The organism is Pedobacter sp. KACC 23697, from assembly GCF_045348445.1.
Classification (GTDB): Bacteria; Bacteroidota; Bacteroidia; order Sphingobacteriales; family Sphingobacteriaceae; genus Pedobacter.
The window spans coordinates 1,176,434-1,203,158 of the sequence record NZ_CP157485.1 but is presented as its reverse complement, the minus strand read 5'-3'; the positions used below and the strand labels follow the sequence as shown (position 1 = coordinate 1,203,158).

Annotated in this window: 14 protein-coding genes; 8 read left to right on the top strand and 6 right to left on the bottom strand. The window is 40.7% G+C overall.

Features of this window, described 5'->3' with window-relative positions:
* Positions 1 to 595 precede the first annotated feature (595 nt).
* The 4 genes from ABEG20_RS04915 (at position 596) to asnS (ending at position 5,661) form a co-directional block, all read left to right on the top strand.
* Positions 596 to 2,044: a circularly permuted type 2 ATP-grasp protein gene (locus ABEG20_RS04915; RefSeq protein WP_406826271.1), complete on the top strand. Its 1,449-nt coding sequence runs from the start codon at positions 596 to 598 to the stop codon at positions 2,042 to 2,044.
* Between the two features lie 10 nt (positions 2,045 to 2,054).
* Positions 2,055 to 2,990 (top strand): alpha-E domain-containing protein, encoded by a 936-nt coding sequence (locus ABEG20_RS04910; protein WP_406826270.1) that lies wholly within the window; start codon positions 2,055 to 2,057, stop codon positions 2,988 to 2,990.
* 98 nt (positions 2,991 to 3,088) lie between these two features.
* Positions 3,089 to 4,081 (top strand): transglutaminase domain-containing protein, encoded by a 993-nt coding sequence (locus ABEG20_RS04905; RefSeq protein ID WP_406826269.1) that lies wholly within the window; start codon positions 3,089 to 3,091, stop codon positions 4,079 to 4,081.
* 131 nt (positions 4,082 to 4,212) lie between these two features.
* Entirely contained in the window at positions 4,213 to 5,661 is a 1,449-nt protein-coding gene (gene asnS, locus ABEG20_RS04900) for an asparagine--tRNA ligase (protein ID WP_406826268.1), read from the top strand.
* A 513-nt stretch (positions 5,662 to 6,174) separates the two neighbouring features.
* Here the strand turns inward: asnS and ABEG20_RS04895 are convergent.
* Positions 6,175 to 7,836, bottom strand: a complete 1,662-nt coding sequence (locus ABEG20_RS04895; protein WP_406826267.1) for an FMN-binding glutamate synthase family protein — start codon at positions 7,834 to 7,836, stop codon at positions 6,175 to 6,177.
* 83 nt (positions 7,837 to 7,919) lie between these two features.
* Between ABEG20_RS04895 and ABEG20_RS04890 the strand changes: the two genes are divergently transcribed.
* The 3 genes from ABEG20_RS04890 to ABEG20_RS04880 all read left to right on the top strand — a co-directional run bounded on the left by ABEG20_RS04890 (position 7,920) and on the right by ABEG20_RS04880 (position 17,281).
* Positions 7,920 to 8,540: an L-threonylcarbamoyladenylate synthase gene (locus ABEG20_RS04890; protein WP_406826266.1), complete on the top strand. Its 621-nt coding sequence runs from the start codon at positions 7,920 to 7,922 to the stop codon at positions 8,538 to 8,540.
* Positions 8,541 to 10,037: 1,497 nt separating this feature from the next.
* Complete coding sequence (locus ABEG20_RS04885; protein WP_406826265.1) at positions 10,038 to 16,352, top strand: lamin tail domain-containing protein; 6,315 nt, start codon at positions 10,038 to 10,040, stop codon at positions 16,350 to 16,352.
* 38 nt (positions 16,353 to 16,390) lie between these two features.
* Positions 16,391 to 17,281: a type IX secretion system membrane protein PorP/SprF gene (locus tag ABEG20_RS04880; protein ID WP_406826264.1), complete on the top strand. Its 891-nt coding sequence runs from the start codon at positions 16,391 to 16,393 to the stop codon at positions 17,279 to 17,281.
* 1,624 nt (positions 17,282 to 18,905) lie between these two features.
* Here the strand turns inward: ABEG20_RS04880 and ABEG20_RS04875 are convergent.
* Positions 18,906 to 20,198 carry a hypothetical protein gene (locus ABEG20_RS04875; protein WP_406826263.1) on the bottom strand — a complete coding sequence of 431 codons (1,293 nt, stop codon included), beginning with the start codon at positions 20,196 to 20,198 and terminating at the stop codon, positions 18,906 to 18,908.
* Between the two features lie 311 nt (positions 20,199 to 20,509).
* On the opposite strand from ABEG20_RS04875, the gene ABEG20_RS04870 reads away from it, so the two are divergent.
* On the top strand, positions 20,510 to 20,740 hold the full coding sequence (locus tag ABEG20_RS04870) for a helix-turn-helix domain-containing protein (RefSeq protein ID WP_406826262.1): 231 nt from the start codon (positions 20,510 to 20,512) through the stop codon (positions 20,738 to 20,740).
* Positions 20,741 to 20,808: 68 nt separating this feature from the next.
* On the opposite strand, the gene ABEG20_RS04865 is transcribed toward ABEG20_RS04870, so the two are convergent.
* Genes ABEG20_RS04865 through ABEG20_RS04850 form a run of 4 tightly spaced genes read right to left on the bottom strand, consistent with a single transcriptional unit; the run spans position 20,809 to position 26,719 of the window.
* Positions 20,809 to 21,876, bottom strand: coding sequence for a hypothetical protein (locus ABEG20_RS04865; RefSeq protein ID WP_406826261.1), 1,068 nt, complete (start codon positions 21,874 to 21,876; stop codon positions 20,809 to 20,811).
* A complete protein-coding gene (locus ABEG20_RS04860) occupies positions 21,866 to 23,503 on the bottom strand; it encodes a restriction system-associated AAA family ATPase (RefSeq protein WP_406826260.1) in 1,638 nt (545 codons plus the stop codon). The genes ABEG20_RS04865 and ABEG20_RS04860 overlap by 11 nt, the downstream gene beginning before the upstream one ends.
* Complete coding sequence (locus ABEG20_RS04855; RefSeq protein ID WP_406826259.1) at positions 23,484 to 25,151, bottom strand: restriction endonuclease subunit S; 1,668 nt, start codon at positions 25,149 to 25,151, stop codon at positions 23,484 to 23,486. The genes ABEG20_RS04860 and ABEG20_RS04855 overlap by 20 nt, the downstream gene beginning before the upstream one ends.
* Positions 25,151 to 26,719 (bottom strand): N-6 DNA methylase, encoded by a 1,569-nt coding sequence (locus tag ABEG20_RS04850; protein ID WP_406826258.1) that lies wholly within the window; start codon positions 26,717 to 26,719, stop codon positions 25,151 to 25,153. Before ABEG20_RS04850 ends, ABEG20_RS04855 begins: the two co-directional genes overlap by 1 nt.
* Positions 26,720 to 26,725: the final 6 nt, after the last annotated feature.

Sequence of the window (26,725 nt, the reverse complement as noted above, 5' to 3'; positions counted from 1 at the left end):
TAGCTTTTTTTTTTATGTCATATTTTTTCTCCATAACACTAGTGCTAAAGCATTAAAAACCACTGAATATGCGAGGATGATGATTACCGGAATTTCGAAGTTTCGTCATTTCGACCGCAATGGAGAAATGTTTAAAAGTGATGACCAGCTTATTTCATCTATATCCCCGCGTGCGGGGGGATGATGAATATCCTAATACCGAAATGATGATAGTGCTCCCTTCAACCTCATCTGTTTTTCAGCTATAAATTTCTTAAAAAAGAAAAGCCCCGGTTTTCCGGAGCTTTCTTGGTTTAGGTTGTTTGGTTTATGTTGATTATGAATAAGTCTTAAAGTTTTTATAAAAAAAGCGCCGTTGCCAGCGCTTTTTTTAAACCAAATATATAATAATAATTAACGAGCATTACAAAAGTACAAATTTTATTCATTCCGTCAAGTATTTTATTAAAAAAAATAACTTTTTTAGATAAAAAATAGTTAAAAAAGTAATACAAATACATAAAATACAAACGAAAGCATATAAAAAATAAATATTGCAGCAAAAATTTACCTATTTTACACTAAAAATTATATTTTAAGGAAATATTTACGTAAAATGACAGAGGATTTTCTAAAAAACTACGATAAACACCCTAAAACTTACGATGAAATGTTCTCAATCAGCGGTAATTACAGAAATCACTATGCAAACTTCATTAATAATTTCTCAAAAGAGTCTATCGAAAACCTAAATAAAAAGGAAGAACTTGCTAAAAAGCTATTCATGAGTCAGGGGATTACCTTTACAGTATACGACAGTGGTGAAGGCATAGAAAAAATCTTCCCCTTTGATATTATTCCAAGAATAATCACTTTCTCCGAATGGGCTTTCATAGAAAGCGGCATAAAACAGAGACTAAAGGCATTAAATCTTTTCTTAAAAGACATTTATAGCAATCAGTTTATTTTAAAAGATCAGATTATACCTATAAATGTAATTTATTCTTGCCCGCATTTTTTAAGAGAGATGCATAATGTAAACGTGTTGCACGATATCTATATCCATATTGCAGGTATTGATTTAATCAGAGATCACGATGGCACTTTCTACGTATTGGAAGACAACCTCCGCACCCCTTCAGGCGTAAGCTACATGCTAGAAAACAGGGAAATCACCAAACGGCTATTTCCAGATCTTATCCCCCAGTGCGGGGTAAGAAGCGTAACCGAATACCCGGCTATACTATATAAAAATTTAATGGCCCTTTCACCAAGAGCAGTTTCCAATCCAACTATTGTACTGTTAAGTCCGGGAATGTATAATTCTGCCTATTACGAACATACTACCTTGGCCCGCTTAATGGGGGTAGAATTGGTAGAGGGGCGCGATTTGGTGGTTAAAAACCAAAAGGTATTTATGAAAACCACCACAGGCCTGCAACAGGTAGATGTAATTTACCGCCGTGTAGATGACGACTATCTTGACCCACTGGTTTTTAACCCGAACAGCGTTCTGGGGGTAGCGGGACTGATGGCTGCTTACCGCAAAGGTAACGTAGCCATTATCAATGCAGTGGGCAACGGAGTTGCCGACGATAAAGCGGTTTATACCTATGTACCGGATATGATCAGGTATTATCTGAATGAAGAACCTATTTTAAAGAATGTACCCACCTATCAGCTCAGCAATAAAGATGAGCTTGACCATGTTTTTGCTAACATCAACACCATGGTGATCAAAAAAACCAATGGAAGTGGTGGTTATGGCATGTTAATGGGGCATGCAGCAAGCGAACAGGAAACCGAGGAATACAAAATTGAGGTTTTGAAAGATCCACGCAACTTTATCGCACAACCTACCATCAGTCTGTCTTCTGCGCCGTGCTTTATCAATGGTAAACTGGCTCCGCGCAGAATAGACCTCCGTCCATTTGCCTTAAACGGACCAGATGGCATCTCCATTGTGCCAGGAGGCTTAACAAGGGTAGCTTTAAAAGAAGGTTCGCTGGTGGTAAACAGCTCGCAGGGCGGTGGCAGTAAAGATACCTGGGTTTTAACTTCTTAGAATACAGAATATGTTAAGTAGAGTAGCATCAAGCTTATACTGGTTAAGCAGATATGTTGAACGCAGCGACGGGATGTTGCGCATGTTAAAAATAAATTACGCTTCCTCACAAGATACGATCCAGGAATTTACCTGGAAACCTGTAATCCGGATTTTTTCATCGGATGACGAAAAGGAACTCCTGAATATTCAGCATGATAGCCGTGCGGTGATCGAATACCTCTTGTTAAACCGAGAGAACCCCAATTCGATTTTAAACATTGTAACACTTGCGCGTGAAAATGCAAGGAGTGTACAGGAACACATCCCGAAAGATTTATGGCAATGCTTAAACGAATACTACCATGCGGTTAAAGACGAAAAATTATTGTGGTATGTACAAAAAGACGACCCCATTACAGCATTAGATGTGCTGATCAAACAGGTTATGCTATACCATGGCACGGCAGATAGTGTAATGGAACGAGGAGAAAGAAGAAGTTTTATGAAAATTGGCAAACATCTGGAAAGAAGTATCCAGTCTATAGATATTCTTGATATTAAGTTCAGTTCAGTAAGCACCAACCCCGATCTGTTAACAGATATTGCCTATTGGAAACATTTATTATTATCATTGGGTGGTTACGAATTATACCTTAAAACCTACCGGCAAGGATTTGATGCGAAAAATATTATCGAACTGGTGATGCTCAATAACGATTTCCCACGTTCGGCATTATATGCCATGAATAATATTGAAAGATATTTTAGCCGGCTTAAGAGCGAAAGCAATATCGAACATTACAATAACCTGTCGTTTAAAATAGGCCGTTTAAAAAGTATGATTACCTATAGTTCAGTAAACACCATGAACGAAGAGCAATTACATCATTACCTCACAGAGATCAGGGCTGAACTCTTTGGTATCGGAAACCTTTTAAATGAATATTATTTCGCAAACTCATAAATAACCTAAGTATTAGCCACAGATTAACACCCTGCTATGTTTGCCAATTTCATGCCTGTGCTGATCATTTTATCTGTAGTACCATAACAATAACGAATATGCCAATTTTCAAAATCAAACATATTACCAATTACAAATACGAATCCCCTGTCAGAGATAGCGCAAACCAAATCATTTTATTTCCAATTAAAGACGATTTTCAGAAAGTGATTAAACATGATTTGAATATCTCTGGAAGCCCTGAAATTGAACTTTTTATCGATTATTATGGCAATGAGGTAGGTACCTTCACCCAAAACGAACCACACACCCAACTTAAAATCTACTCAAAGGTCAGTGTAGAAACCTTTGCCAAGCCCTTGCCACAAGATGATATGTTCAGCAGCGAGCAGTGGAAAAGCTTAAATGCTTTACAATTTGAAGTACCCTATATCGATTATTTACGGCAGGAAAGTTTTGATGGAATAAGCAAGTTAAAAGAAACCGCTCTGGGTATTAATGAGATCGATGATACACCTTATCAAACAGCAGTAAAATACTGTGCCCATGTTTTTAACAACTTTGATTACATTAAAGGAATAACCGCAGTTGACACCACTATGCATGAGATTTTAAAGCTTAAAGCAGGGGTTTGTCAGGATTTTGCCCATGTATTAACTGCCATGCTGCGTTTAACCGGAATCCCCGCACGGTATGTGAGTGGTTATATCTGTCCTAACAGAGATGGAATGCGCGGTGAAGGCGCTACCCATGCCTGGGCCGAAGCTTACTTACCTGAATATGGTTGGCTAGGCCTGGATCCTACCAACAATTGTATTGCTAATGAAAACCATGTTCGCCTCGCTGTAGGCCGAAACTTTGCCGATTGCTCACCAGTAAAAGGTGTTTACAAAGGCGGTTTTGAACACATTATGGAAGTTAATGTATCTGTTGGTTATAATGACGAAGATTTCGAAGATAATGACGCATACTTCCAGCCTAAAGAAGTGAATTACAACAAACCCACAGGAGCAGCGCCAACTACAAGGACCAAAAATAGCTACCAACAGTATATGGAGGCGATTCAACAGCAACAACAACAGCAACAGTAGTCAGTTTTCAGTTCGCAATGAACAGTTAACAGTTTGATTTAACCTCATGCTAAAAAACTGAAAACTGTATACTGAAAACTGCTAACTGATACGTTTTTTTTTCTAAATTTGCGCTTTTTACAAATAACAATATGATTAAGAGACAGCAAATTAAAGATTTATTAAAGTCGACAGCATTTGACACAGACGTAACGGTTATGGGATGGGTAAGAACTTTCCGAAATAATCAGTTTATTGCCTTAAATGACGGATCTTGCATGAGTAATATCCAGGTGGTGATCGATTTTAATAATTTACCTGATGAGCTGTTGAAAAGAATCACAACCGGCGCAGCCATTTCTGCAACAGGTAAACTGATCGAATCGTTGGGCAAAGGTCAAACCGTAGAGATTAAAGCAACAAGCGTGGAAATTTTAGGCGACAGCGATCCGGAGAAATTCCCTTTACAGCCTAAAAAACACAGTCTTGAGTTTTTACGCGAAATTGCACACCTGCGTTTCCGTACCAATACTTTTAATGCTGTTTTTAAGGTACGCCACGCCCTGGCTTTTGCTATTCACCAGTTTTACAACGAACGTGGTTTTGTATATATGCATACCCCAGTTATTACAGCCAGTGATGCGGAAGGTGCAGGCGAAATGTTTAAAGTAACCACGTTGGATTTCGACAACCCGCCACGTACTGAAGATGGTAAAGTAGATTTCTCTCAGGATTTCTTTGCCCGCGCCACCAACTTAACCGTATCCGGCCAGTTAGAAGGCGAACTGGCAGCAATGGCTTTCGGTAAAATTTATACTTTCGGACCAACATTCAGGGCTGAAAACTCAAATACCACTCGCCATTTGGCCGAATTCTGGATGATTGAGCCTGAGTTTGCTTTCGCCGACCTGGAAGACAATATGCAGCTTGCAGAGGATATGATGAAGTATGTCATAAAATATGCTTTAGACAATTGCAAGGATGAATTAGAATTCTTAAACAGTCGCCTGGCGGAAGAAGATAAACAGAAACCACAAAACGAACGCAGCGAATTCAGCTTATTAGAGAAACTGGATTTTTGCCTGGCTAATGATTTTGAACGTTTAACTTATACAGAAGCGATCAGGATTTTAAAATCTTCTAAACCGAACCAGAAGAAACAGTTTAAATACCTGATTGATGAATGGGGTGCAGACTTACAAAGCGAGCATGAGCGTTACCTGGTCGAAAAACACTTTAAAAAACCGGTAATCTTAACCGATTATCCTGCTGATATCAAATCTTTTTACATGCGCCAGAATGAACCGGATGCTGAAGGCAGACAAACCGTTGCGGCGATGGACATCTTATTCCCTGGTATTGGCGAAATGATTGGTGGATCGCAACGCGAAGAACGTTTAGACCGCTTAACCCAACGCATGGAAGCACTAAACATTCCGCAGGATGAATTGTGGTGGTATTTAGATACCCGTCGTTTTGGTACAGCGCCACACGCTGGTTTCGGTTTGGGTTTTGAGCGCTTAGTATTGTTCGTAACCGGGATGACCAACATCCGCGATGTAATTGCTTTCCCAAGATTCCCGAAAAACGCAGAGTTTTAGCCTTTGGGTTTAGGGTTTAGGGTTTAGGGTTTAGGAAAACAACCCCATAAACCAAAGAAGTCAAGTTTTTAAAACTTGACTTCTTTTTTTTTCATTAAGACCCTGAAATAAACTCAAGGTGACGACCGGGTTAATATAATCATATACCAATCGATGATGTTGAAAAATCGTCCCCTCGGGACGCCTCATCGGTAGCCAATTGTAAAATTGGCGTTTTCGTTCCGTAGGAACGTTTGGTGATTTAAACATTGATTTTTCTTCTGTTTTGCCCACCTAAACCTGATTGAAATGAAAAGCCCGCAATCCCGATTTTTTCATCGGGAGCGGACTTGTAATGAAAAGCAGGAAATGAACAAACCTCAGTACTGCTGCCCCTACTTTCCAAAAAAAACTAAAGAGTTGTACCATAAGCTACACTTCCGAAGTTCTATCCGTACTCATGCCATTTCAGACTTCGGAAGTCTGCCCACAACTGCACTTGCTCTAAAAAAACATGTTTTCTTCCAGCCAAACTTATCTCCCTTCCTCATGCATGGTATCTCCGTACGGATTGGCATGCGCGTAATCTACCGCTGAAACCTTATAATCGGTTGGCGCAAAACTCTGCGAAGTACTCAGGGCCATCCCCAATTCGTAACGTGTTGGATAAGGTGTTTTTAACAGACTCCCTGCCGGAATATACGGGAAAGTCTCCAGATAACTCTGCATCACACTCGGACTCACCCTTCTGTTGATATACGCCCGGCTTAACTGATGTGTTTCTCTTAAACCTGCCGCCCCTAACAACTCCACCGCACTGGCTACGGTTAGGTTATGAAAGTTTTTAACCCGAACAGTTTTATCTTCTACTACCAAACCTTTCATCAGGCTCGGGTCTTGTGTAGCTACTCCCGTAGGGCAGGTATTGCTGTTACACTCTAAAGCTTGGATACAGCCCAGTGCAAACATCATTCCGCGCGCAGCATTGCACATATCAGCACCCAGGGCTATATTTTTAACCAGATCGAAACCGGTGGCCACTTTACCCGAAGCAATGATTTTGATGTGTTTTTTCAGGTCAAAACCATTTAAAACATCATACACAAAAGCCACCCCTTCGCGCAATGGCATACCCACCGAATTCGAAAACTCCTGTGGTGCGGCACCTGTTCCGCCTTCACCGCCATCAACGGTGATAAAATCCGGATAAATTCCGGTTTCTATCATGGCCTTACAAATGGCATAAAATTCACTTTTACGACCAATGCAGAGTTTAAACCCTACGGGTTTACCACCAGATAAATCACGCAGTTTTTTCACAAACTCCAATAAACCGATAGGCGTGTTAAAGGCCGAGTGTGCTGGTGGCGACAATACATCTTTACCCTCGGGCACTAAACGGATCCTGGCCACTTCCGGTGTTACTTTTTTAGCCGGCAGCATACCACCATGCCCCGGTTTTGCGCCCTGCGAAAGTTTAATCTCGATCATCTTCACCTGATCAGTTTGCGCCCGCTCGGCGTAAGCATCGTAGTTAAAAGTACCATCCGCATTACGGCAACCAAAATAACCCGTACCAATCTGCCAGATTAAATCGCCACCCGGCTGACGGTGGTAATCGCTAATACCTCCTTCACCGGTATTGTGGGCAAAATTACCCATTTTGGCACCGCCATTTAAAGCCAGAATGGCATTCTGACTTAATGAACCAAAGCTCATGGCCGAAATATTATAAATACTGGCAGAGTAAGGTTTCTTGCAATCCGGTCCGCCAACCGTAACACGCGGATCTAAATTCAATTCATGGTGCGAAATGGCTGCAATACTATGGCTTAACCACTCATAACCATTTTCATATACATTTAGCTGTGTCCCGAATGGAATCGTATCGTTATCGGTTTTGGCACGCTGGTAAATCAGCGAACGGTTTAACCTGTTATAAGGCGTACCATTCGTATCGCTTTCTACAAAATACTGATACACTTTAGGCCGCAACTCTTCCATAAAATACCTTAAACGGCCAAATACAGGGTAGTTCCTAACAATACTATGTTTAGGCTGGTATAAATCGTAAATACCGAGCAGTACAAAAGGACCTGTAAAAATGAATGTCCACCACAAAAAAGGATGGTAAAGGCCCAGCATAATGGTTAGGGCGATTAAAAATGCGGCGATTGCGACGAAAGCTTTTCTCATAAAATCAGATTAGCGTATGTTTTTTAAATACAAAGATTAGGATTATTAAACAACTGACACCACTAAATTGTTATTTTTACGCTATGCTTATTAAGATTTATCCAGAAAACCCTAACGAAAGGGCTATAGAACAGGTTGTTGAAGTACTGAAAAAAGGTGGCCTGATCATTTATCCAACCGATACGATATATGGTTTGGGCTGCGATATCACCAATCCGAAAGCGATCGAGAAAATCTGCAGGATCCGTGGGATAAAACCTGAGAAAGCCAATTTCTCTTTCATCTGCCACGATTTAAAACACATTGCCGATTACATTAAACCCATTGACAATACCACTTTCAGGGTGTTAAAGAAGGCACTCCCGGGACCTTTTACCTTTATTTTTAATGCCAATAATAACGTACCCAAATTATTAAGTTCCAACAAAAAAACGGTGGGTATACGGGTACCTGATAATAATATCGCCCGTTGCATTGTAAAAGAACTAGGCAACCCCATCCTCTCTACTTCCATCAAAGATGATGATGACGTAATTGAGTATTCTACCGATCCGGAATTGATCCATGAGAAATATGAAAATCTGGTAGACATTGTTATTGACGGCGGTTATGGCGACAACGAAGCCTCTACCGTAATTGACTGTACTACCGGCGAATTCGAAGTGATTCGTGAGGGCAAAGGAAATATTGAGGAGTATTTATAATCCTCATCTCCTGTTGATCTTACACCAATCAAAATAGTCCATCCAACTGCATAATAACCGTCGGTGAGTGTTTCAGCACCTTAGAGATCAGTAAGCCCCTTAAATAAATCCGACAACTATCGAATCAGGGTGACGACCAGAAAGTAAAGCGTTCATCAACCACCTTTAAAACAACTGGTTAATCGAATTTGGGTGATCAGATAAATGGTATTGTTTTTTTTGGAAGTGAACGGTCCGGTTCCATGGCTGCCTCCTGCCCTGCTTTATACTTCAAGTCCTCATCCGATGAAGGATCAGATTGCGGGCTTTCCGTTCCATCCGATAAATATCGGATCAGGCTTAATAACGAAAGTCTGTAACCAAAAGACCAAACTTTTATGATAAGCTCTGTGATCTGCACCACGCTACCTGGCCTCGCAGATTTCGCCGAAATAAGCATTGAAATTCTTGAAGTACCTTTCAACACCCTACTGCCCAAGGCAATATACAGTCCCGATTTTTCATCGGGGCCTCCATATTGCCGCACTTAGAATTTCGATAGCTTAGTTCAAGAAAAGATACAAGCCTTTCAGTTATGCCTTGGTGTTTATTGTTTTTAATGGCAGGCATGCTTTCGCTGCGCTCAGGTTTGTTTCTTCTCTATCAAGAGAAAAGAAAGAGACCTTCGGCGGCGGTGGAACTGTACCGATTTTTCATAGGTAGCCGAGGAAAGCCTGAGCCCCAGGACAAAAACTACATTGTCATTCTGAACGCAGTAAAAAACCCGAAGGCTCTGCGAAGCAAATCTTTAAATCAAAAGATCCTTCGTACCTCAGGATGACAGCTAGAGAAGAATTCCCTCTACTCCATGCTATCTGCGCCCAGCTATCCGGCCTGGCAGATTTTCGCAGGAAAAAGCACGGAAATCTGTACACTAGCCCATCATTATCCCACAGCCCAAGGCAGGATCAAAGCGAGAGCGGTGGGATCAGCTAAGCTAAGAGCCTCGATACTGCCGCTATTAAGATTTCCATAGGTTTTTACAAGAAAGGATGCAAGCCTTGATTTTTGGTTACCTTTTTATCAAGAAAAAGGTAAGAGCCCCTCGGCGGCGGTGAGCCTAGGAAAGCCTGAGCTTGAAGTAAAACTGTAACCAATAAACTAACGTAAAAGATTTCTCCACTACGGTCGAAATGACGGATTATTCGCAATAACGATATTTAAAATATCTTCATGCCTCAATATCACAGAAAACTGTTGGAAGCAAAAATGATGGGTTGATCAACATATCAATCGCAGATAACCCATAGTTGTAAGATTGCTTCCTCGGCTGAAAAAGCCTCATCGCAATGACGGATTTATTGTCGTGAAATATGTGAAACAGCACATAAACGTCTGCAAAAACAAAAAATTACCCCGTATTAGATTTATTTTTCCACATTCGTCCGAATTAACATTAAGTTAATCTGATAATAAGGCAATTGCATATACATTTGCTCTAATAAACAAACTAACTATATGAAAAGACCTTTACTTCTCATTTTATTCCTTCTGGTTTTCATAAATTATTTATCTGCCCAGGTTTCATTAACGGCACTAAATACAGCTAAATCAGAAAATTTTGATGGCATGACGGCCACCGGGACTTCAACAGTTGCCGGATGGAGTGCTGTTAAAGCCAGCGGCACAAGTACCGCAGCCGTAGGTTCGGCCTTAACATTAACGGTTTACACCACTTCATCAAACAGTGGCGCGGCTTACAATGCGGGTACAGCCGGAGCGGCCGACCGCTCGTTGGGAAGTCTGGCCTCTGGTGCATTGGTACCCAGATTTGGTGCCGGCTTTCAGAATAATACAGGCTCAACGGTAACCTCAATCGATTTATCGGGTGTGATGGAACAGTGGAGAACCGGTTCAAACGCCACTGTAAACGAAAAACTGAATTTCGAATATAGTTTTAATGCTACAGGCATTGCCGATGCATCGGCCACCTGGTTGCCACTTACCGGCATGGACCTTAACGAAAAGTTAACCACCACTACTGCCGCAGCTGGTGTTGACGGAAACCAGCCAGCCAACCAAACCGCTATTTCAGGAAGCATCACTGCCATTACCTGGGTAAATGGTGCCACACTTTATATCCGCTGGACAGACACCGACGATTTAGGAAGCGACGGCATTTACGCGATCGACGATTTTAGCATCAAACCAAATGGCAGCGTTACCACCACCCCGGTTTTATCCGCATCAAATACGGCATTGGTTTTTGGCGATCAGAATATCAATTCAAGTTCTACCGCACAAAGTTATACCTTAGGTGGTGCCAATCTTACCGCAAACGTTTCTGTAAATGCTACGGCACCTTTTTCTGTTTCTAAAGATAATATTACGTTTAGCAATGCCATCAGTTATACTACAGCCGAAGTTGCGGCATCGCCATTGGTATACGTTCGTTTTAGCCCAACAACCGCAGGCAGTGCCAGTGGCAATATTACCCATACCAGCACCGGCGCAAGCCCGGTTAACGTTGCGGTAAGCGGAAACGGATTATCAACCATTTTAACGGTAAACCAAACCGCTTTCGATTTTGGTTCTCAAAATACAGGCACAAATTCTGCAGCCCAAACTTTTACCCTCAATGCTACAGGCTTAACTGACGTGGTGAATGTAAGCACTACTGCACCTTTTTATCTCTCGAAAGATAATGTTACTTACAGCACTTCTTTAGTATATACCGTGGCAGAGCTGGCTACAAGCAAAACGGTTTCTGTACGTTTTAGTCCCACAGCGGCATCCACAGCATCAGGCAATATCAGTATTGCGAGCACTGGCGCAACCACACAAAACATTACTACAACAGGTGTGGGTACCACACCGCCGGTAGCACCAACCCATATCGTAATCTCCGAAGTGTATGGTGGTGGTGGCAACACCGGCGCAACTTACAAAAACGACTTTATCGAATTATACAACCCGGGCAATACCGCGGTTGATTTAACCGGCTGGAGCGTGCAATATGCAGCAGCGGCCGGAACATCTTGGCAGGTTACTCCGCTTACGGGCAGTATCCCTGCCAAAAGTTTTTACCTGGTGCAGGAAGCTGCAGGCACAGGAGGTACGGTTAATTTACCTACCCCCGATGTTACAGGCACCATCAATATGTCGGGTACGGCCTTTAAAATTGTGCTAAGCAATGCTACCACCGCCCTTACCGGTGCAAACCCAACAGGTGCTGCCGTAGTGGATAAAATAGGTGTAGGCCCAACCGCTTCCGGTTTCGAAACCGCAGCCACGGCAGTGTTAAGCAATAGCACTTCTGCCGAGCGTAAAGCAAGTGCCGCTTCAACAGCAGCTACTTTAGCGGTTGGCGGTACCGAAGAATTTAACGGTAATGGTTACGATACCGACAACAACAGTAACGATTTTGTAATTACGGCTCCAAACCCACAAAACTCAGCGGCAAAAGAGCCAACAGGAGCTAACCATGTGGTTATTTCTGAAGTTTATGGTGGTGGTGGCAACTCGGGTGCGGTTTATAAAAACGACTTTATCGAGTTGTACAACCCAACGCTTAGTGCGGTTGATTTAACCGGCTGGAGCGTACAGTACGCCAGTGCAACCGGAACTTCATGGCAAACCACTACCCTATCTGGAAGCATTGCCGCAAAAGGTTTTTACCTTATCCAGCAAGCAGCAGGTTCAGGAGGCACCACCAACCTGCCAACGCCTGATAAAATCGGTACCATTAACATGAGCGGTACAGCTGGTAAAGTATTATTAAGTAATAGTAGTACGGCACAAACGGGCACTTTACCAACCGGTGCAACGGTTATTGATTTAGTAGGCTTTGGTGCTACCGCAAATGGTTTCGAAGGTACAGCGGCGGCTGTTGCCCCATCAAACACCACTTCAATTGAGCGTAAAGCCAGTGCTACCTCAACCCCGGCTACATTGGCTACAGGAGGCGCAGAAGAATTTATGGGCAATGGTTACGACAGTGATGATAATGCTGCCGATTTTGTAACCAGTGCCATAAACCCTCAAAACTCAACCGTAACCGAGCCGGCATCAACCTCAGGGCCATACCTTAAAGCTACACCAACTTCACTGGCCTTTAGCAACCAGGCCATCAATACTACATCTGCAGCCAAAACTTATGTATTATCGGCAGGTAATTTAACCAACAATACTACGCTTACCGTAACCGGTCCATTTTCCATTTCGAAAGATAATATCACCTTTGCTAACACCATCAGCTACACCACTGCAGATTTAGCCACCAACCAAACGGTTTATGTTAAATTTAGTCCAACAGCAGTGGGCAATGCAAATGGAGTCATTGTACATGCAAGTGCCGGTGCTACATCAGTTTCACTGGCTTTAAGCGGTCCGGCTATTGATCCTAACCAAACCGCTTTCAATTTCGAAAACTGCACCACGGTAGGCAGTGCAGCCTTATCAGATGGTTTTTATCAATATAGCGTAACCGGTCCGCAAACCTGGGGCTGTACCACTACTTTTGGTCACGATGCTTCCGATCCAACCGGTGCGGGCAGTGCGGGTAACGCCTTGCAGATTAATGGTTACTCAGGCGGAAACATCCTTAACGAGGACTGGTTAATTTCTCCGGCCTTAAATATTTCATCATTCAATTACGCCATTTTATCATTCTGGACCAGATCTGCCTTCGCAGGAGATAAACTGCAGTTAAAAATCTCGACCAATTATACAGGTTCAGGTAATCCTGCACTCGCCACCTGGACCAGTTTAGATGGTAAATTCCCTGAAACAGGTTCCGATAAATGGACCAAATCAGATAATATCGATTTATCAGCCTACAAGGCCACACCATTTTATGTCGCTATTGTATACAATTCTACCACTTCATCGGCCAGCCGCTGGACCGTTGATGATTTTGCCGTAACCAATTCGAACACGCCACCAGCGGTTGATATTACCACTTCGCCATCAAGCATCAATTTCGGTTTTCAGGCAACCAACACCACTTCTGCAGCCAGTAGCTTTGGTTTTTCTGCCGGAAACCTAACCGGCGATGTTACCGTTACCGCTCCGGCCAACTTTACGCTGTCTAAAACCAGCACCGGAGCGTACAGCAGCACCATTACCTATCCAAAAGCCGATATCAACAATACTTCACCAACCGTTTATGCCAAATTCTCGCCAACGGTAGTTAATACCAGTTATACCGGTAATGTAACCATTGCTACTGCTGGTTCGGCAAACAAAACTGTTGCCTTAAGCGGAAACACTTTCGATATTGCCAATACGCTGGAAGTAGTGAACTGGAATATCGAATGGTTCGGCAGCCCGGCTCAGGATCCATCAAACGATGTATTACAAGCTGCAAACGTTAAAACCATTGTCAACAATATTAATGCAGATATTTATGGTTTCGCAGAGGTGGTAGATACCACTTTGTTCCGGAACACAGTTTTACCGGCAGGATACAATGTGGTGTTCAGCGAGTTCGGATCATACGCCGATAATAAAGCCGATGCCGATTATCCGTTAGCACAAAAACTGGCTTTTATGTACCGCACCGATCTGATTAAACCCATTTCTACTTTAGGCATTTTAAGAGAAACTTATAATCCTGCTGTACCGGCAACCAGTGCAGATGGTACCCCTTACAAAAACTGGTCGTCGGGTCGCTTCCCTTACTTGATGCAAGCGCAGGTGAAGATCAACAATAAACTGGATACGGTTTATTTTGTGGAGATTCATGCCAAAGCCAACACCGGCACCACAGCCGATCAGATTGATTCCTACAACCGTAGAAAAAGCGGAAATAAACAATTAAAAGATTGGTTAGACCTGAACCTGCCAGGCAAAAAGATAATCATCCTTGGCGATTTTAACGATGTGCTCGATGCCAATAAAACCATTGCCCCAATGCCTGCAGGCACAGGCACATCGTATTCCGATTTTACACAAGATGCAGCCAATTATTTCCCTGTTACGCTACCTTTAAGTTTAGCCGGAAAACAATCTACAGCTGGTTTTAATACCGTAATTGACAACGTGATCATCACCAAAAACCTAAACCTCAACTACATTCCGGCCTCGGCTGAGGTTTTAGATGCTGTTAAAAACCTGGTAACCAACTACAGTTCTACCACAACCGATCACTACCCGATTAAAACCAGGTATTTATTTGGCAATGGTGCCCCAACTATCGATGCGGTGGCCGATCAGGCCGTTTGTTATAGCCCAGCTAACCAAACTATTGCCTTAACCGGGATTTCTGCCGGTCCGGAAACTACGCAAAACACCACACTTGCTGTTGCTTCAGATAATGCCAACCTGTTTGATGTATTAACCGTAGCAGCAAACGGTGCCGATAAAGGAACCATTACTTACCACTTAAAAAACAATGTGAGTGGTGTGGCCAACATCACGGTTACCGTAACGGATAATGGCGGAACAGACTTTGGAGGAGTAGATAAAACCACCAAAACTTTTAAGTTAACGGTAACTTCAACCGCTACGGCAATCGTTACAGGTACAGCTGCCGTTTGTTTAAATGGTGCGCCCCAAACCATCACCTTTACCGGCGCAAACGGAACTGCTCCTTATACGTTTACCTACAACATTAACGGCGGGGCAAGCCAAACCATCAGCACTACCGCAGCAAGCACATCGGCAACCGTTTCGGCACCAAGTAATGTAGCCGGTACTTTTGCCTATAATTTAGTCAATGTAAAAGATGCCAACTGCGGCCAGCCACAAACCGGAACCGCTACCATAACGGTTAGAACATTGGCAACCGCAAGTATTTCGGGCTCAACAGCAGTACCAAACTTAGCTGCTGCCCCCAATATTACCTTTACCGCTGCAAACGGAACAGCGCCTTATACCTTTACCTACAACATAAATGGCGGCGCTAACAGAACCGTTACCTCAACCGGGAACACCGCAACGGTTGCTGCACCTACCACTACCATAGGTACATTTGTTTATAATCTGGTTAGTGTGGCCGATGTAAATTGCGGTCAGCCTCAAACCGGCTCTGCAACCGTAGTGATCCGTCCGTTGCCGGTAGCAACTATTGCAGGCACAACTTCGGTATGTAATTTTGCCTCATCGCCAAACCTTACCTTTACCGGCTCGGCAGGTACAGCGCCTTACACCTTTACTTATACCATAAATGGAGGTAGCAACCGCACGGTAACCAGCAACACCACCATTGCTACGGTGAGTGTACCAACCAATTCTACAGGTACATTTACCTATACATTGGTGAGCGTGGCCGACGCCTATGCCAGCCAGCTCCAAACCGGATCGGCTACGGTAACCGTAAATGCTTTACCGGTGGTTTCCATCAGCAGCAATAAAGGTTTATCCATTTCTAAAGGTGATGCCATCGTGTTAACCGCTACCGGTGGTACGCAATTTAGCTGGACTGGCGCCGACATCGTTAGCGGACAGAACACCGCTGCCCTCACCATCCGCCCGAAACAGAGCGGTAATTACCGCGTTACCGTAACCAATGCGAGCGGTTGCGTAAGCGATCAAAATATTGCCATTACTGTAATAGAAGATTATAAACTCGAAGCCGGTACGGTGATTACCCCTAATGGCGATGGTTACAATGATAAATTTATCGTTAAAAACATCGATTACTATCCAAACAATACCTTAAAGATTTTTGATAAGGCCGGAAGGATATTATACACCAAACATACCTATGCCAATGATTGGGACGGAACCATAAACGGCAGCCCGTTGAGCGAAGGAACCTATTATTACATCATCGATTTGGGTAATGGTATCGGTACATTTAAAGGTTACATCAACATCATTAGAGACTAATTACAGACATGAGAGCAATTACAAAAAACATAAAGCAAATGCGTCGCGTAACGTTTCTATTTGCTGCAGGCACATTATTTTTAGGATCTGTACAAGCACAGATCCTTCCACTCAACGCACAATATTTCCAGAACCGCTACCTGGTAAACCCATCAATGGCCGGTATTACCGAAGGTTTTAACATTAACGGCAGTTTCCGCAAACAATGGTCAAACATTCCGGGCGCACCCATTACCCAGAGTGTAACCCTAGATCAGCAGGCAAACAAAGTGGGTTGGGGCGTAAATATCTACAACGAGAAATCGGGCGGCATCCAGCGCACCAAGGCCGTAGGTACCTTTGCCTATCACCTGCCCTTAAACAGCGACGACCAGAAACTAAATTTTGGGATTTCTTTCGGTGCCAGTCAGGATAAACTCGATTTAAGCAGCGTAAGAAACAGCGATGTTAACGATCCGTCCATCGCCCGTTTTAACGATAGAGGTTATTACCTGGATGGCGATTTCGGGATTTCTTATACCTCAAAAGGATTAACGGTTGAAGGTGCTGTGCCCAATATGCGTTCCGTTTTCAGGAAAGATGATTTAAACTATGCCGATAAACCTACGTTTTATTCGGCAGTAAGTTATAAGTTCATGCTGGGATCGGGTATTAACGGCATCAGCCTGGAACCTAAAGGGGTGTTCAGGGGCATCAAGAATTACGAAAATTTATGGGATGCCGGTTTAAACGCAAACTTCGCCAACGATAAGTTATACGTAATGGCCATGTACCACAATACGCAGAATGCTACCGTTGGTTTCGGGATGAACTACAAATCCACCCTGTATTTCATGGCCTATTACAATACCGCCACTTCAGCCATTAGTGGTTATACTGATGGAGATTTCGAAGTGAACATCAGAGTGAACATTGGTAAGAAGCCGTAATTTTATTTTAAAGAAAAAGTCGTCATCCTCGCGCAGGCGGGGATCTTAATGCAACGTTTAACAGATTTTAAAACAAATTTAGATTGATGTTAAAAAGAAAAGCCGCAGATCGAAAGGTCTGTGGCTTTTTTTGTTTACTGCGAATTTTACCACAGAGGACACTGAGAATTTCACAGAGGGCACGTAGGCCTTTCATCCGCCTGCCCTACTAATCTTTAGGAGAATTCCCCTCATCGTTTCGAAATGATTTAAAGAAAGAAAATCCGTCATCCTCGCGCAGGCGGGGATCTTAATGCATCATTTTATAGTCCCTGAAATAAGTTCAGATTTATAATAAAACGACGGCTGCTTTTTTTGTCATTCTGAACGTAGTGAAGAATCTTTATAATAACTCCATTAGCACGGCCCCTCCTAATCATTAGGAGAATTCCCCTCATCGTTTCGAAATGATTTAAAAGAAAGAAAATCCGTCATCCTCGCGCAGGCGGGGATCTTAATGCAGCATTTTATAGTCCCTGGAATAAGTTCAGATTTATAATAAAACGACGGCTGCTTTTTTTGTCATTCTGAACGTAGTGAAGAATCTTTATAATAACTCCATTAGCACGGCCCCTCCTAATCATTAGGAGAATTCCCCTCATCGTTTCGAAATGATTTAAAAGAAAGAAAATCCGTCATCCTCGCGCAGGCGGGGATCTTAATGCATCATTTTATAGTCCCTGAAATAAGTTCAGATTTATAATAAAACAAAAGCTGCTTTTTTTGTCATTCTGAACGCAGTGAAGAATCTTTATAATACTCCTATTAGCACCGCCCCTCCTAATCATTAGGAGAATTCCCCTCATCGTTTCGAAATGATTTAAAGAAAGAAAATCCGTCATCCTCGCGCGGGCGGGGATCTTAATGCATCATTTTATAGTCCTTGAAATAAGTTCAGATTTATAATAAAACGACGGCTGCTTTTTTTGTCATTCTGAACGCAGTGAAGAATCTTTATAATACTCCTATTAGCACCGCCCCTCCTAATCATTAGGAGAATTCCCCTCATCGTTTCGAAATGATTTAAAGAAAGAAAATCCGTAATCCTCGCGCAGGCGCTTATCTTAATGCATCATTTTATAGTCCCTGAAATAAGTTCAGATTTATAATAAAACGACGGCTGCTTTTTTTGTCATGCTGAACGCAGTGAAGAACCCGTAGGCTCTGCGAAGCAAATCTTTCAATCAAAAGATCCTTCGTACCTCAGGATGACAGCTAGTAAGAATGTCCTCTACTCCATGCCATCTGCACCCTGCTACTGGCCTCGCAGATTTTCGCAGGAAAAAGCACGGAAATCTTTGCACCTACCCCTCATAACCCAACAGCCCAAGGCAGGATCAAAGCGGGAGCGGTGGAGTAGAGCAAGGGCTAAGAGCCTCGATGCTGCCGCAATTAAGATTTTCGTAGCTTTTTACAAGAAAGGATGCAAGCCTTGGGTTTTTGTTTCTTTTGGGCCAAGCCAAAAGAAAGAGCCCTTCGGCGGCGGTGAGCCGAGCCAAGCCCGAGCGGAATGCAAAAATAGCAAGCGCATTATGATTGCTTCGTGCCTCGCAATGACGATTGGTGATAATAAAACTCCCTGCGTTTACCCCCTCTTCACTTCATACCACTTCTCCACTCCCTCTACAAACCCCTCAAAAAACTCGCTATAATACCCTTTCGGTACCTGCACCCTAAAATTTACCCGGCTGAAAAACCAAATCAGTTTATAATCCATTTCAGCCTCAAGCAAATACCATAAATACGGTTTAGCCCTGTCGCAAACTAAAAACAGCCCAGGTTGATCCGTATTCAGGTGCAGGCTTTTCCCTTTTACCTTAAGTTTAAGCTGCAGTTCGTAATAATCGCCCTCATCCTTTAACACAAAGCTTAAAACAGGCACCTCCATTGTAAAATCAACCAGTTTCATATCACGCATTACCGGTTTGCCCGTAACATTGCGCAGGCCATAACTATAGAAATAATGAGTAAAACGTTGTTGCATCAAAAGCGGTAAAGCCTTGTGCCATAACTTAAACAGGGCGAGTTGGTTGGCATCGTTAACCGCTTTAACTTTAGCCGCAGTTTCGGGCTGGTTACTATTGGCGCTAAAGCGTATGGCCGCTAGCTCTTTCATGGCGAAACAAATACTGTTCAGTTCCTCCTGTTGTGGCGAGAGACTGATGCCCTCCACATCGTGCGGATTTAACACAAAACGTTTAAAAGATTTAACCGTTTTAAGGTAAGCCGTGGCCGCAAAAACATAAGGAATTAAAAAAGGATAATGGTTGCTATGGAAATGCTGCAGATCGGTATTGGCGAAACAATAACCAATGCTAACCGGGGCCAGCCGTGCCGTGTCGTGTTTACCCGACAGCCTTTCACGCGGTACCACCACGCGTTCGGTAACATCAGGCAAATCATCACCAGGTCTGAATAAACCGCTAAACTTTTTCTTCAAGGTAATGATAAAACCGCCAGTTTTTTTAACCACATCTACATAGCTTGATCGCTTGTTACCCAAAGCAAAACATGCAGGCCAGTAATATTCCTGAAAATCGCAGTAACCGCCTCGCATCATGGCCCGCAACGTAAGGTAAGCGTAACGCCCAAGGTAGCTTTCATCAGTATCCACACTACAGCTCACCAGCAGATGATCGTATTCTACCGCAAGGTAAACCCTTAACGCCTCTTCCCCATCCAATTTAACCTGAACAGTTACCAAACCCTGGTCAAAAGAACGCGATTGTATCACTGGCAGATCAGGCTTTTTACCTGTGCTACATGTGGTATGTGATTCAAGCACCACCAAACTTAACATCCTGCTCCCCTTTTCAAAAGGTAGTTGATAAAACCGCGAAAGCGGTTTCCCTGCAATGGTAATGGGTTTAGTTTTCATACTCGTATGGTTTTACGAGTCTTGTTGGGGTAAAATATAAAAGTGGGCTTCTACCTACCATAGCTCCTTAAAGTTTCTCAGGCCTTACGTTGATATGGAATTACAGCAGAAACCCACTCTCATTTAGAAATGCTAAAATAGCATAAACTACACAAGAATGGGCTATAAATCTACTGTTTTGCATCAACGGCCTGAGATGTGGAGCTGCAAAACTCTTATTTATAACTCTTTATTAATTAATCAAATATAACAAATCAACAATAAAAGGACAAATAAGTCCTAATATTTTTTCAATAATATTTGGACTTTGCATGGTGGGAAAACAATATCGCGATCAAGAGTATTTAGTTAAAATTGGAAAACGCATTGTGGAAATTCGTGATCTTCGAAAAGTTACACAGGAGAAGCTTGCAGAATTAACCGGAATTGATACCAGACAAATAGGTCGTATTGAAAGAGCTGAAACTAACGTTTCTATCAGCAGCCTTAAATTGATTGCTGACAATTTAAAAATATCAGTATCTGAACTGTTAGATTTCTGAAATAGTGGAAAAATATAAAACTATTCAATTAGTTCAGATAAGAAAGTACCATTTCGATCCTGCCTCTCTTAAGCACCTACTTGTAGCAGTTTATTTTCAATATCTGGAATTGAAAAGATGAAAGAGAAATAAACATACTTAATGATACCCATTGGTGCTATTGGTATTTGATATTTTAGTTCATCAATCATCTCATCTACAAAATCGGCAAAGGGCTTTATATTACGCTTGAATTGTCTAATTAACTCTCTAAACCATTCTGCTTCTAATCGCTTAATATTTTCGGTAAATCTACGTTTTATACCATAAACTTCATCCCAAGATTGATCTCGAATATCAGACACTCCGTTTCTTAATATTTCAAATTCCCAGTCAACACTTTTCAAGAGGGTTGTTAAACTTTGATCTTTATACGCTTCATTTAAAGATATATTAATAGAAAGACCGTCTAGTTTTATATTTCTATCATAAGGGTAAAATGAAAGCCTTCGAGTTAAACCAGCGCTATACAATAATTCTTTAGTACGTTTCTCTTGTTTATTACAATATTGACAACAAGGAAAAAGTAATTTAAAATTTATTGAAACAAAAGGATAAGTGGCTTTAGCAATAATATGATCGTATTCTTCCCTATATTTTCCATCTGGAGGATTAAATGGATGTATACCACAAAAAGGACAAATAATAAAATCACAATTAGTCTCATGAGTCAACGAATCGTAATGATGCTTTACTGTATTCCATTGATTCTCCATTAGCACGGTTTGCGGATAATCATTCCACAAATCCTCAAAGTATTTTTTTAATTTGTCAGAAATACTAGAATGCAGTTGTTCATAAGTAATTAGATTATGGGAAATATTATCAAATACCGAAATACAATTATTTTGTACTAATGCTTCTTGAACTGTTATTTTTTCTCCATAAGGTAATTTATGGTAGATTTTCACGATTTCTTTTAGTGGATTCAACAACCTAGTTTCAGAAGCATTAATAATGGTTCTGAAATCTGGATGAACTATTTTTTTTTCCTCATATTCTTCTAAATCGTAGTGAAAAATATTCTTGAATATGTGATATACATGCTCATGGAACAGATAAATAGGATGATCTATCTCTTTAAAACTAGTCAACATGTCTATCTGATTTTAGTTCATTTTCCTTAGCTCTAACATAACTATAAGCATCAAATTTTTCGATAGATTCACCAAATGAAAGCAACTCTTTTTTGACTCTTTTTATGTCATCTAAAGTATTAATGCTCTTTTTTAAATTATTTAATTTCTTGTTGGAATAATCTGAGATTGTAATATCTCGATCAAATATTGTTTCCAAGATAAAGCTCACTGATGCTCCAAAAGTTTCAAATTCTGGATTCTCCAACTTCAATTTCTTGCCGTCTCTTACAAACTTGTATACATTTTCTTTATGATTATCGCTGATGATAAATGGTGAATGCGTAGTCATAATCAATTCTTGTTGGTGGATGTTTTCAGGATTTCCTTCAGCATCATATTCTTTGCCTGAAACCTTATTAAGCACGGTCACCATTTTGGCACGCCATTTTGGATTAAAATGGGTGTCGGGTTCGTCCATCAAAAACAAACAACCATCCTCCTCCATCATCATCACAGAGCCGATGACTTCGTTTAACTGATGCTCTCCATCTGAAAGGGATTTATAGTAAAGAATATCTGTTTTATCATCCTCGGACTTTTGCCTTTTTATCCTAATTTTTTCAATCCTAAAAATTAATTCTGACGGGTCAGATTTGGATAATTCATCGGTGATGTTGATGGTTTTGTGGGCATTGGTTACGAATTTTCGAGTGGCTTGTTTTTCTATGAGCAAATTCAAACTTTGCAATTCGTAAAAGGCCTGAAATAATTGAAAGGCTGTTTTGTAATGATACTGAAATGCTTGATGAGTAGCTTCATTAACTACAAAGTCCAATACCAAACATTTCGCTATGGTATCATCTCGCCAAGTGGTAGCACATGCTTTTAGCGGATTCCATAAAATTTGTTTTTCTTTTAAGATTGTTAAGGCTTCTTGGGTATTGTGTTTGTAATTGAATGTGATGCGAAACGAATACAAATCTTCTATGCAAAAAATATCTTTCAGATACTGTAGAGGTGAGGTTTTACCCAATAGCATATTGGCAACGAAAATACTGTAATTACTTTCAGTATCTAAAAAATACATACGACTATTAGCGCGCTCGTTTTCACTATTGACCATCTCGGTAAAGTAATGATATCGCAAACGAATAAACGGATTACTTAATAACTCGTTTTGACCAGATGTATAGGCGATTATTTTGTTTGGTAATAAATCAATGGTGTGAAAATCCCTTCGTATGAAATCCTTGTCTCCATATTCACAGTATGAAAATTCTACAATAGTAGATTTATCATCTTTTTCCGGTATTCTTTTTATTATTCTTACATGGCAATCCTGCTTAAATTTGTACCTGGAAATTCCATTAGATAGATTCTTTATTGGTAATAAATATTCTATTTCAAAACCAAAGTTAGCACTTCTCATATAGTCTTTAGGAGTAGTTTCTATATGATACCTTTCCAAATAATAAAAAATCTCTGCCAAAAGTTCTAAAAAATTGGATTTCCCACTACCGTTTAAGCCTGCTAATACTTTTGTAGATAGCCTACTTCCTTCCGAAGTAACATTAAATTGATAATCAACATTTGCTGGCAGACTGCGAAAGTCTTCCCCTAATATTTTAAGGCGTAGTAATTTCATCTTTTATATAGAAATATATGCCAGAGCGTTCGCTTTTATCTTTTTTACTGAGGCTTTCTACATCTAATTCAGTAAAACTAATATTTGGAATATTCTCTGTTTCGGCGTTATAAAATACTTGTTCTAATGTCAAAAAATGGTTTTCTCCAGTAAGGGCTGTCGCCATAAAGCGGTAAAAATCATCGGCATTTTCGTACTGTGGATTTTTCTTTTGCTCCGCAGAACTGTAATAATTTACTTGTATATCTAATTCTTTGTCCAGATAATTTAATATCATTTCTGCATTAAAATAATGCGTACTAAAATGTTTAATCATCCTGTCTGCAATCTCTTTAAAGCTGTAGTGTTCCCAGCTTTCTAAATGTCTTACAGCTTGGAAACCAAATTCCAATCCTTTGATGTTTTTAGTTTTTACTTTTTCAACCTCTTCTTTAGATACTTCTTTTTGTTCAAAAATATCATGTCTGTCTTTGGGTTCTTTATTAGTAGGAACCTCAACATAATTGGGCAGCAAACTTGCATCAACAGGTAATTTGGAAAGATCTATATCTCCCGTAAAAACCTTATTACTTACGGTGGCATACAATTCTTTCAAATCAGTTAACTGTGCTTCTTGCTTTACTTTTATATTTTCTATTTTTTGAGCAATGTCTGCAAATTGGTTTTGAAATGCAATTGGAGGAAGAAAAATTGGAAGTTGTTTTATTGCTCCCGTAAATATGTTTGCTTGACTTGATTTTTTTGAATTTCTAGTTATCTCATTTTGAAGAAAGGTTGATTGCAACCAATACATTAAATAATAGCTATTAACAATATTATGTTTCGGCTTGATTAAAGCTACACTTCTAACTAATGCAAAGGGTTCATGAATATTAATAACAGCAACTCTTCCAACTGTACCAGAACAGGACAGTAATATATCATTATACTCAGGACTACATCTTCTAGAGATTCTTTCATATTCATTCTGTCCTATGTAATCAACACCTTTTGAAAAATTTAAATAACCATTTTGAATATTTCTTGCAGATAGAAGTTTTATTCCTTGGTTAGTTCTCTTTGGTGTAGTATGCTCACCATCTGTAATTTGTGTTGAAACTTCGTCCAATGAAATTAATGAAGGAGACGGGATTTTCGCTGGATCTCCAAACATCTGGTAAAATGTAGCTTTTACCAATTCTCCTAATAAATCAATAGTATTTTTTCGTTCAGTAATGGTGTTTTCTATTTTTTCTAATAGATTAGCTATACGAATTTGATTTTCATAGGTTGGAATCGGGATTTCAAATCCTTGAATATTTGATAATCTAATATAATTTGTTGCCGACCCATATTGCGAATTTATAAGTGATTTTTTCCAAAATGATTTAAGATAAAAATATAAATATTTATAAAAACCATTAAAACCTTGTAAAACATAAGTCCTTTGGTATACCTCGAATTTTGCACCTGAATTATAAAATACTTCCCCGACATTAGCTCCATTACCAGGTAATAAAATTGCTTCCCCATCAAAAGAGTAAGTTGGAGATTTAAATTGTCCTAAAGCACAAGTGTAAAACAGAAAATCACCATCTGTAGTAGCGTGATTAGCATCATATTTTCCAGTGGTAATACTAACTAGTCTTTCTAATTTATGATATTCCATTACAACATATTTTCAAGTTCATCAATCAATGTTGCAATGGTATTTTGCTTTGTTTTTAGATCGGATAGAATTTCAGTCGTAGGACGATGTATAATGTCCTCACGCACCTCTTCCCGGTAGCGGTTAAAGCTCAAATCGTATCCTCTGTCTACCAGCTCTTGCTTGGGCACATAGAAATACCTTTTGGTACGGTCGGTTGGGTTTTCTTGTTCCCGTTGGTGAAAATGTTGTATAATCTTATGAATATCGCCAAAATCACGATTGCCTTCGCTATCTAACCGATCATGGCGTTTATCGTCTAAAGTCTTGCCATCATGCCCCATATCATAAAACCATACACGCTCTGTTTCGCCACCTTTGGTGAAAATCAAAATAGCCGTAGCAACTCCTGCATAAGGCTTGAACACGCCTGATGGCAGATTGACCACTGCTTTAAGTTCACATTTGTCCATCAAAATACTACGCACATTTTGAAAAGCTTTTCCTGAGCCAAAAAGTACACCCTGCGGGATAATTACACCTGCCGTACCACCCATGCGAAGCATTTTGTAGATACGTTCCAAGAACAAGAGTTCGGTTTTTCTGGTATCAGTTGTAAAGCTTTCATTGATTTCGGCTTTATCTAAACTTCCTGTAAATGGCGGATTGGCTAGTACTACATGATATTCGTTATCTTCATTATAAAACTTGCTTAACGTATCGGTATAATCAATATTTGGGTGTTCGATACCGTGCATCATTAGGTTCATTAAACCTATACGTATCATATTTTGGTCTATGTCAAACCCATAAAAAGTCTTATTGTTCAACACTTCTTTCGAAGCATCATCTACCAATCGATCGGCTAATGTACCGCGAGTGAAGCCATAGTTGTCCAATACTTGGTGTTCTGGAGATGTAAACTGTGTTAAGATATATTGGTAAGCTGCTAATAAAAAACCGGCCGTGCCACAAGCTGGATCAGCTATTTTATTGCCCAACTGCGGTCTTACCAATTCTACCAGCATTTCTATAATGTGAGTAGGCGTACGGAATTGTCCATTTTTACCTGCAGTACTTAGTTGCTGTAACAGGTATTCATAAATATCTCCCTGAGCATCCACAAAGCGGTCTTGAGCATGTAAAACTTCATAGATTTCATTTATCTTTTTTACCGCCTCTGTAAGCAAACTAGGCTTGGGTATAATGAAGACCGCATTGTCCATGTGTTTGGCAAAAGGAGAAGCATTTTCGCCCAATGTTTTGATAAAAGGAAAGATACGGGTTTGCATTAATTGATACATTTCATCTGAAGGTTTGCGGGAAAAGTTTTTCCAACGCAGATCTTCTTTTGCAATGCCTTTGTCTTCTTCCTCACCAGGCAAGAAAAATTTACCCTCAAATATTGACTTGTATTCTTTTTCTAAAAATGTGGCATCTCCTTCTCGTTTTTGGTCATTCTCGTCAAGTTGCTTCATAAACAACAAATACGTGATTTGTTGTATGGCGTCGATTGGATTACTCAATCCACCTGACCAAAATTTATCCCAGAGTTCGTTTACTTTACTTTTAATTTCTTGATTATCCATTTTTAA

What these genes read in the sequence shown, in the direction of transcription:
- ABEG20_RS04915 (WP_406826271.1), top strand. Translation starts at nt 596, where the DNA reads ATGACAGAGGATTTTCTAAAAAACTACGATAAACACCCTAAAACTTAC.
- ABEG20_RS04910 (WP_406826270.1), top strand. Translation starts at nt 2,055, where the DNA reads ATGTTAAGTAGAGTAGCATCAAGCTTATACTGGTTAAGCAGATATGTT.
- ABEG20_RS04905 (WP_406826269.1), top strand. Translation starts at nt 3,089, where the DNA reads ATGCCAATTTTCAAAATCAAACATATTACCAATTACAAATACGAATCC.
- asnS (WP_406826268.1), top strand. Translation starts at nt 4,213, where the DNA reads ATGATTAAGAGACAGCAAATTAAAGATTTATTAAAGTCGACAGCATTT.
- ABEG20_RS04895 (WP_406826267.1), bottom strand. Translation starts at nt 7,836, where the DNA reads ATGAGAAAAGCTTTCGTCGCAATCGCCGCATTTTTAATCGCCCTAACC.
- ABEG20_RS04890 (WP_406826266.1), top strand. Translation starts at nt 7,920, where the DNA reads ATGCTTATTAAGATTTATCCAGAAAACCCTAACGAAAGGGCTATAGAA.
- ABEG20_RS04885 (WP_406826265.1), top strand. Translation starts at nt 10,038, where the DNA reads ATGAAAAGACCTTTACTTCTCATTTTATTCCTTCTGGTTTTCATAAAT.
- ABEG20_RS04880 (WP_406826264.1), top strand. Translation starts at nt 16,391, where the DNA reads ATGCGTCGCGTAACGTTTCTATTTGCTGCAGGCACATTATTTTTAGGA.
- ABEG20_RS04875 (WP_406826263.1), bottom strand. Translation starts at nt 20,198, where the DNA reads ATGAAAACTAAACCCATTACCATTGCAGGGAAACCGCTTTCGCGGTTT.
- ABEG20_RS04870 (WP_406826262.1), top strand. Translation starts at nt 20,510, where the DNA reads ATGGTGGGAAAACAATATCGCGATCAAGAGTATTTAGTTAAAATTGGA.
- ABEG20_RS04865 (WP_406826261.1), bottom strand. Translation starts at nt 21,876, where the DNA reads ATGTTGACTAGTTTTAAAGAGATAGATCATCCTATTTATCTGTTCCAT.
- ABEG20_RS04860 (WP_406826260.1), bottom strand. Translation starts at nt 23,503, where the DNA reads ATGAAATTACTACGCCTTAAAATATTAGGGGAAGACTTTCGCAGTCTG.
- ABEG20_RS04855 (WP_406826259.1), bottom strand. Translation starts at nt 25,151, where the DNA reads ATGGAATATCATAAATTAGAAAGACTAGTTAGTATTACCACTGGAAAA.
- ABEG20_RS04850 (WP_406826258.1), bottom strand. Translation starts at nt 26,719, where the DNA reads ATGGATAATCAAGAAATTAAAAGTAAAGTAAACGAACTCTGGGATAAA.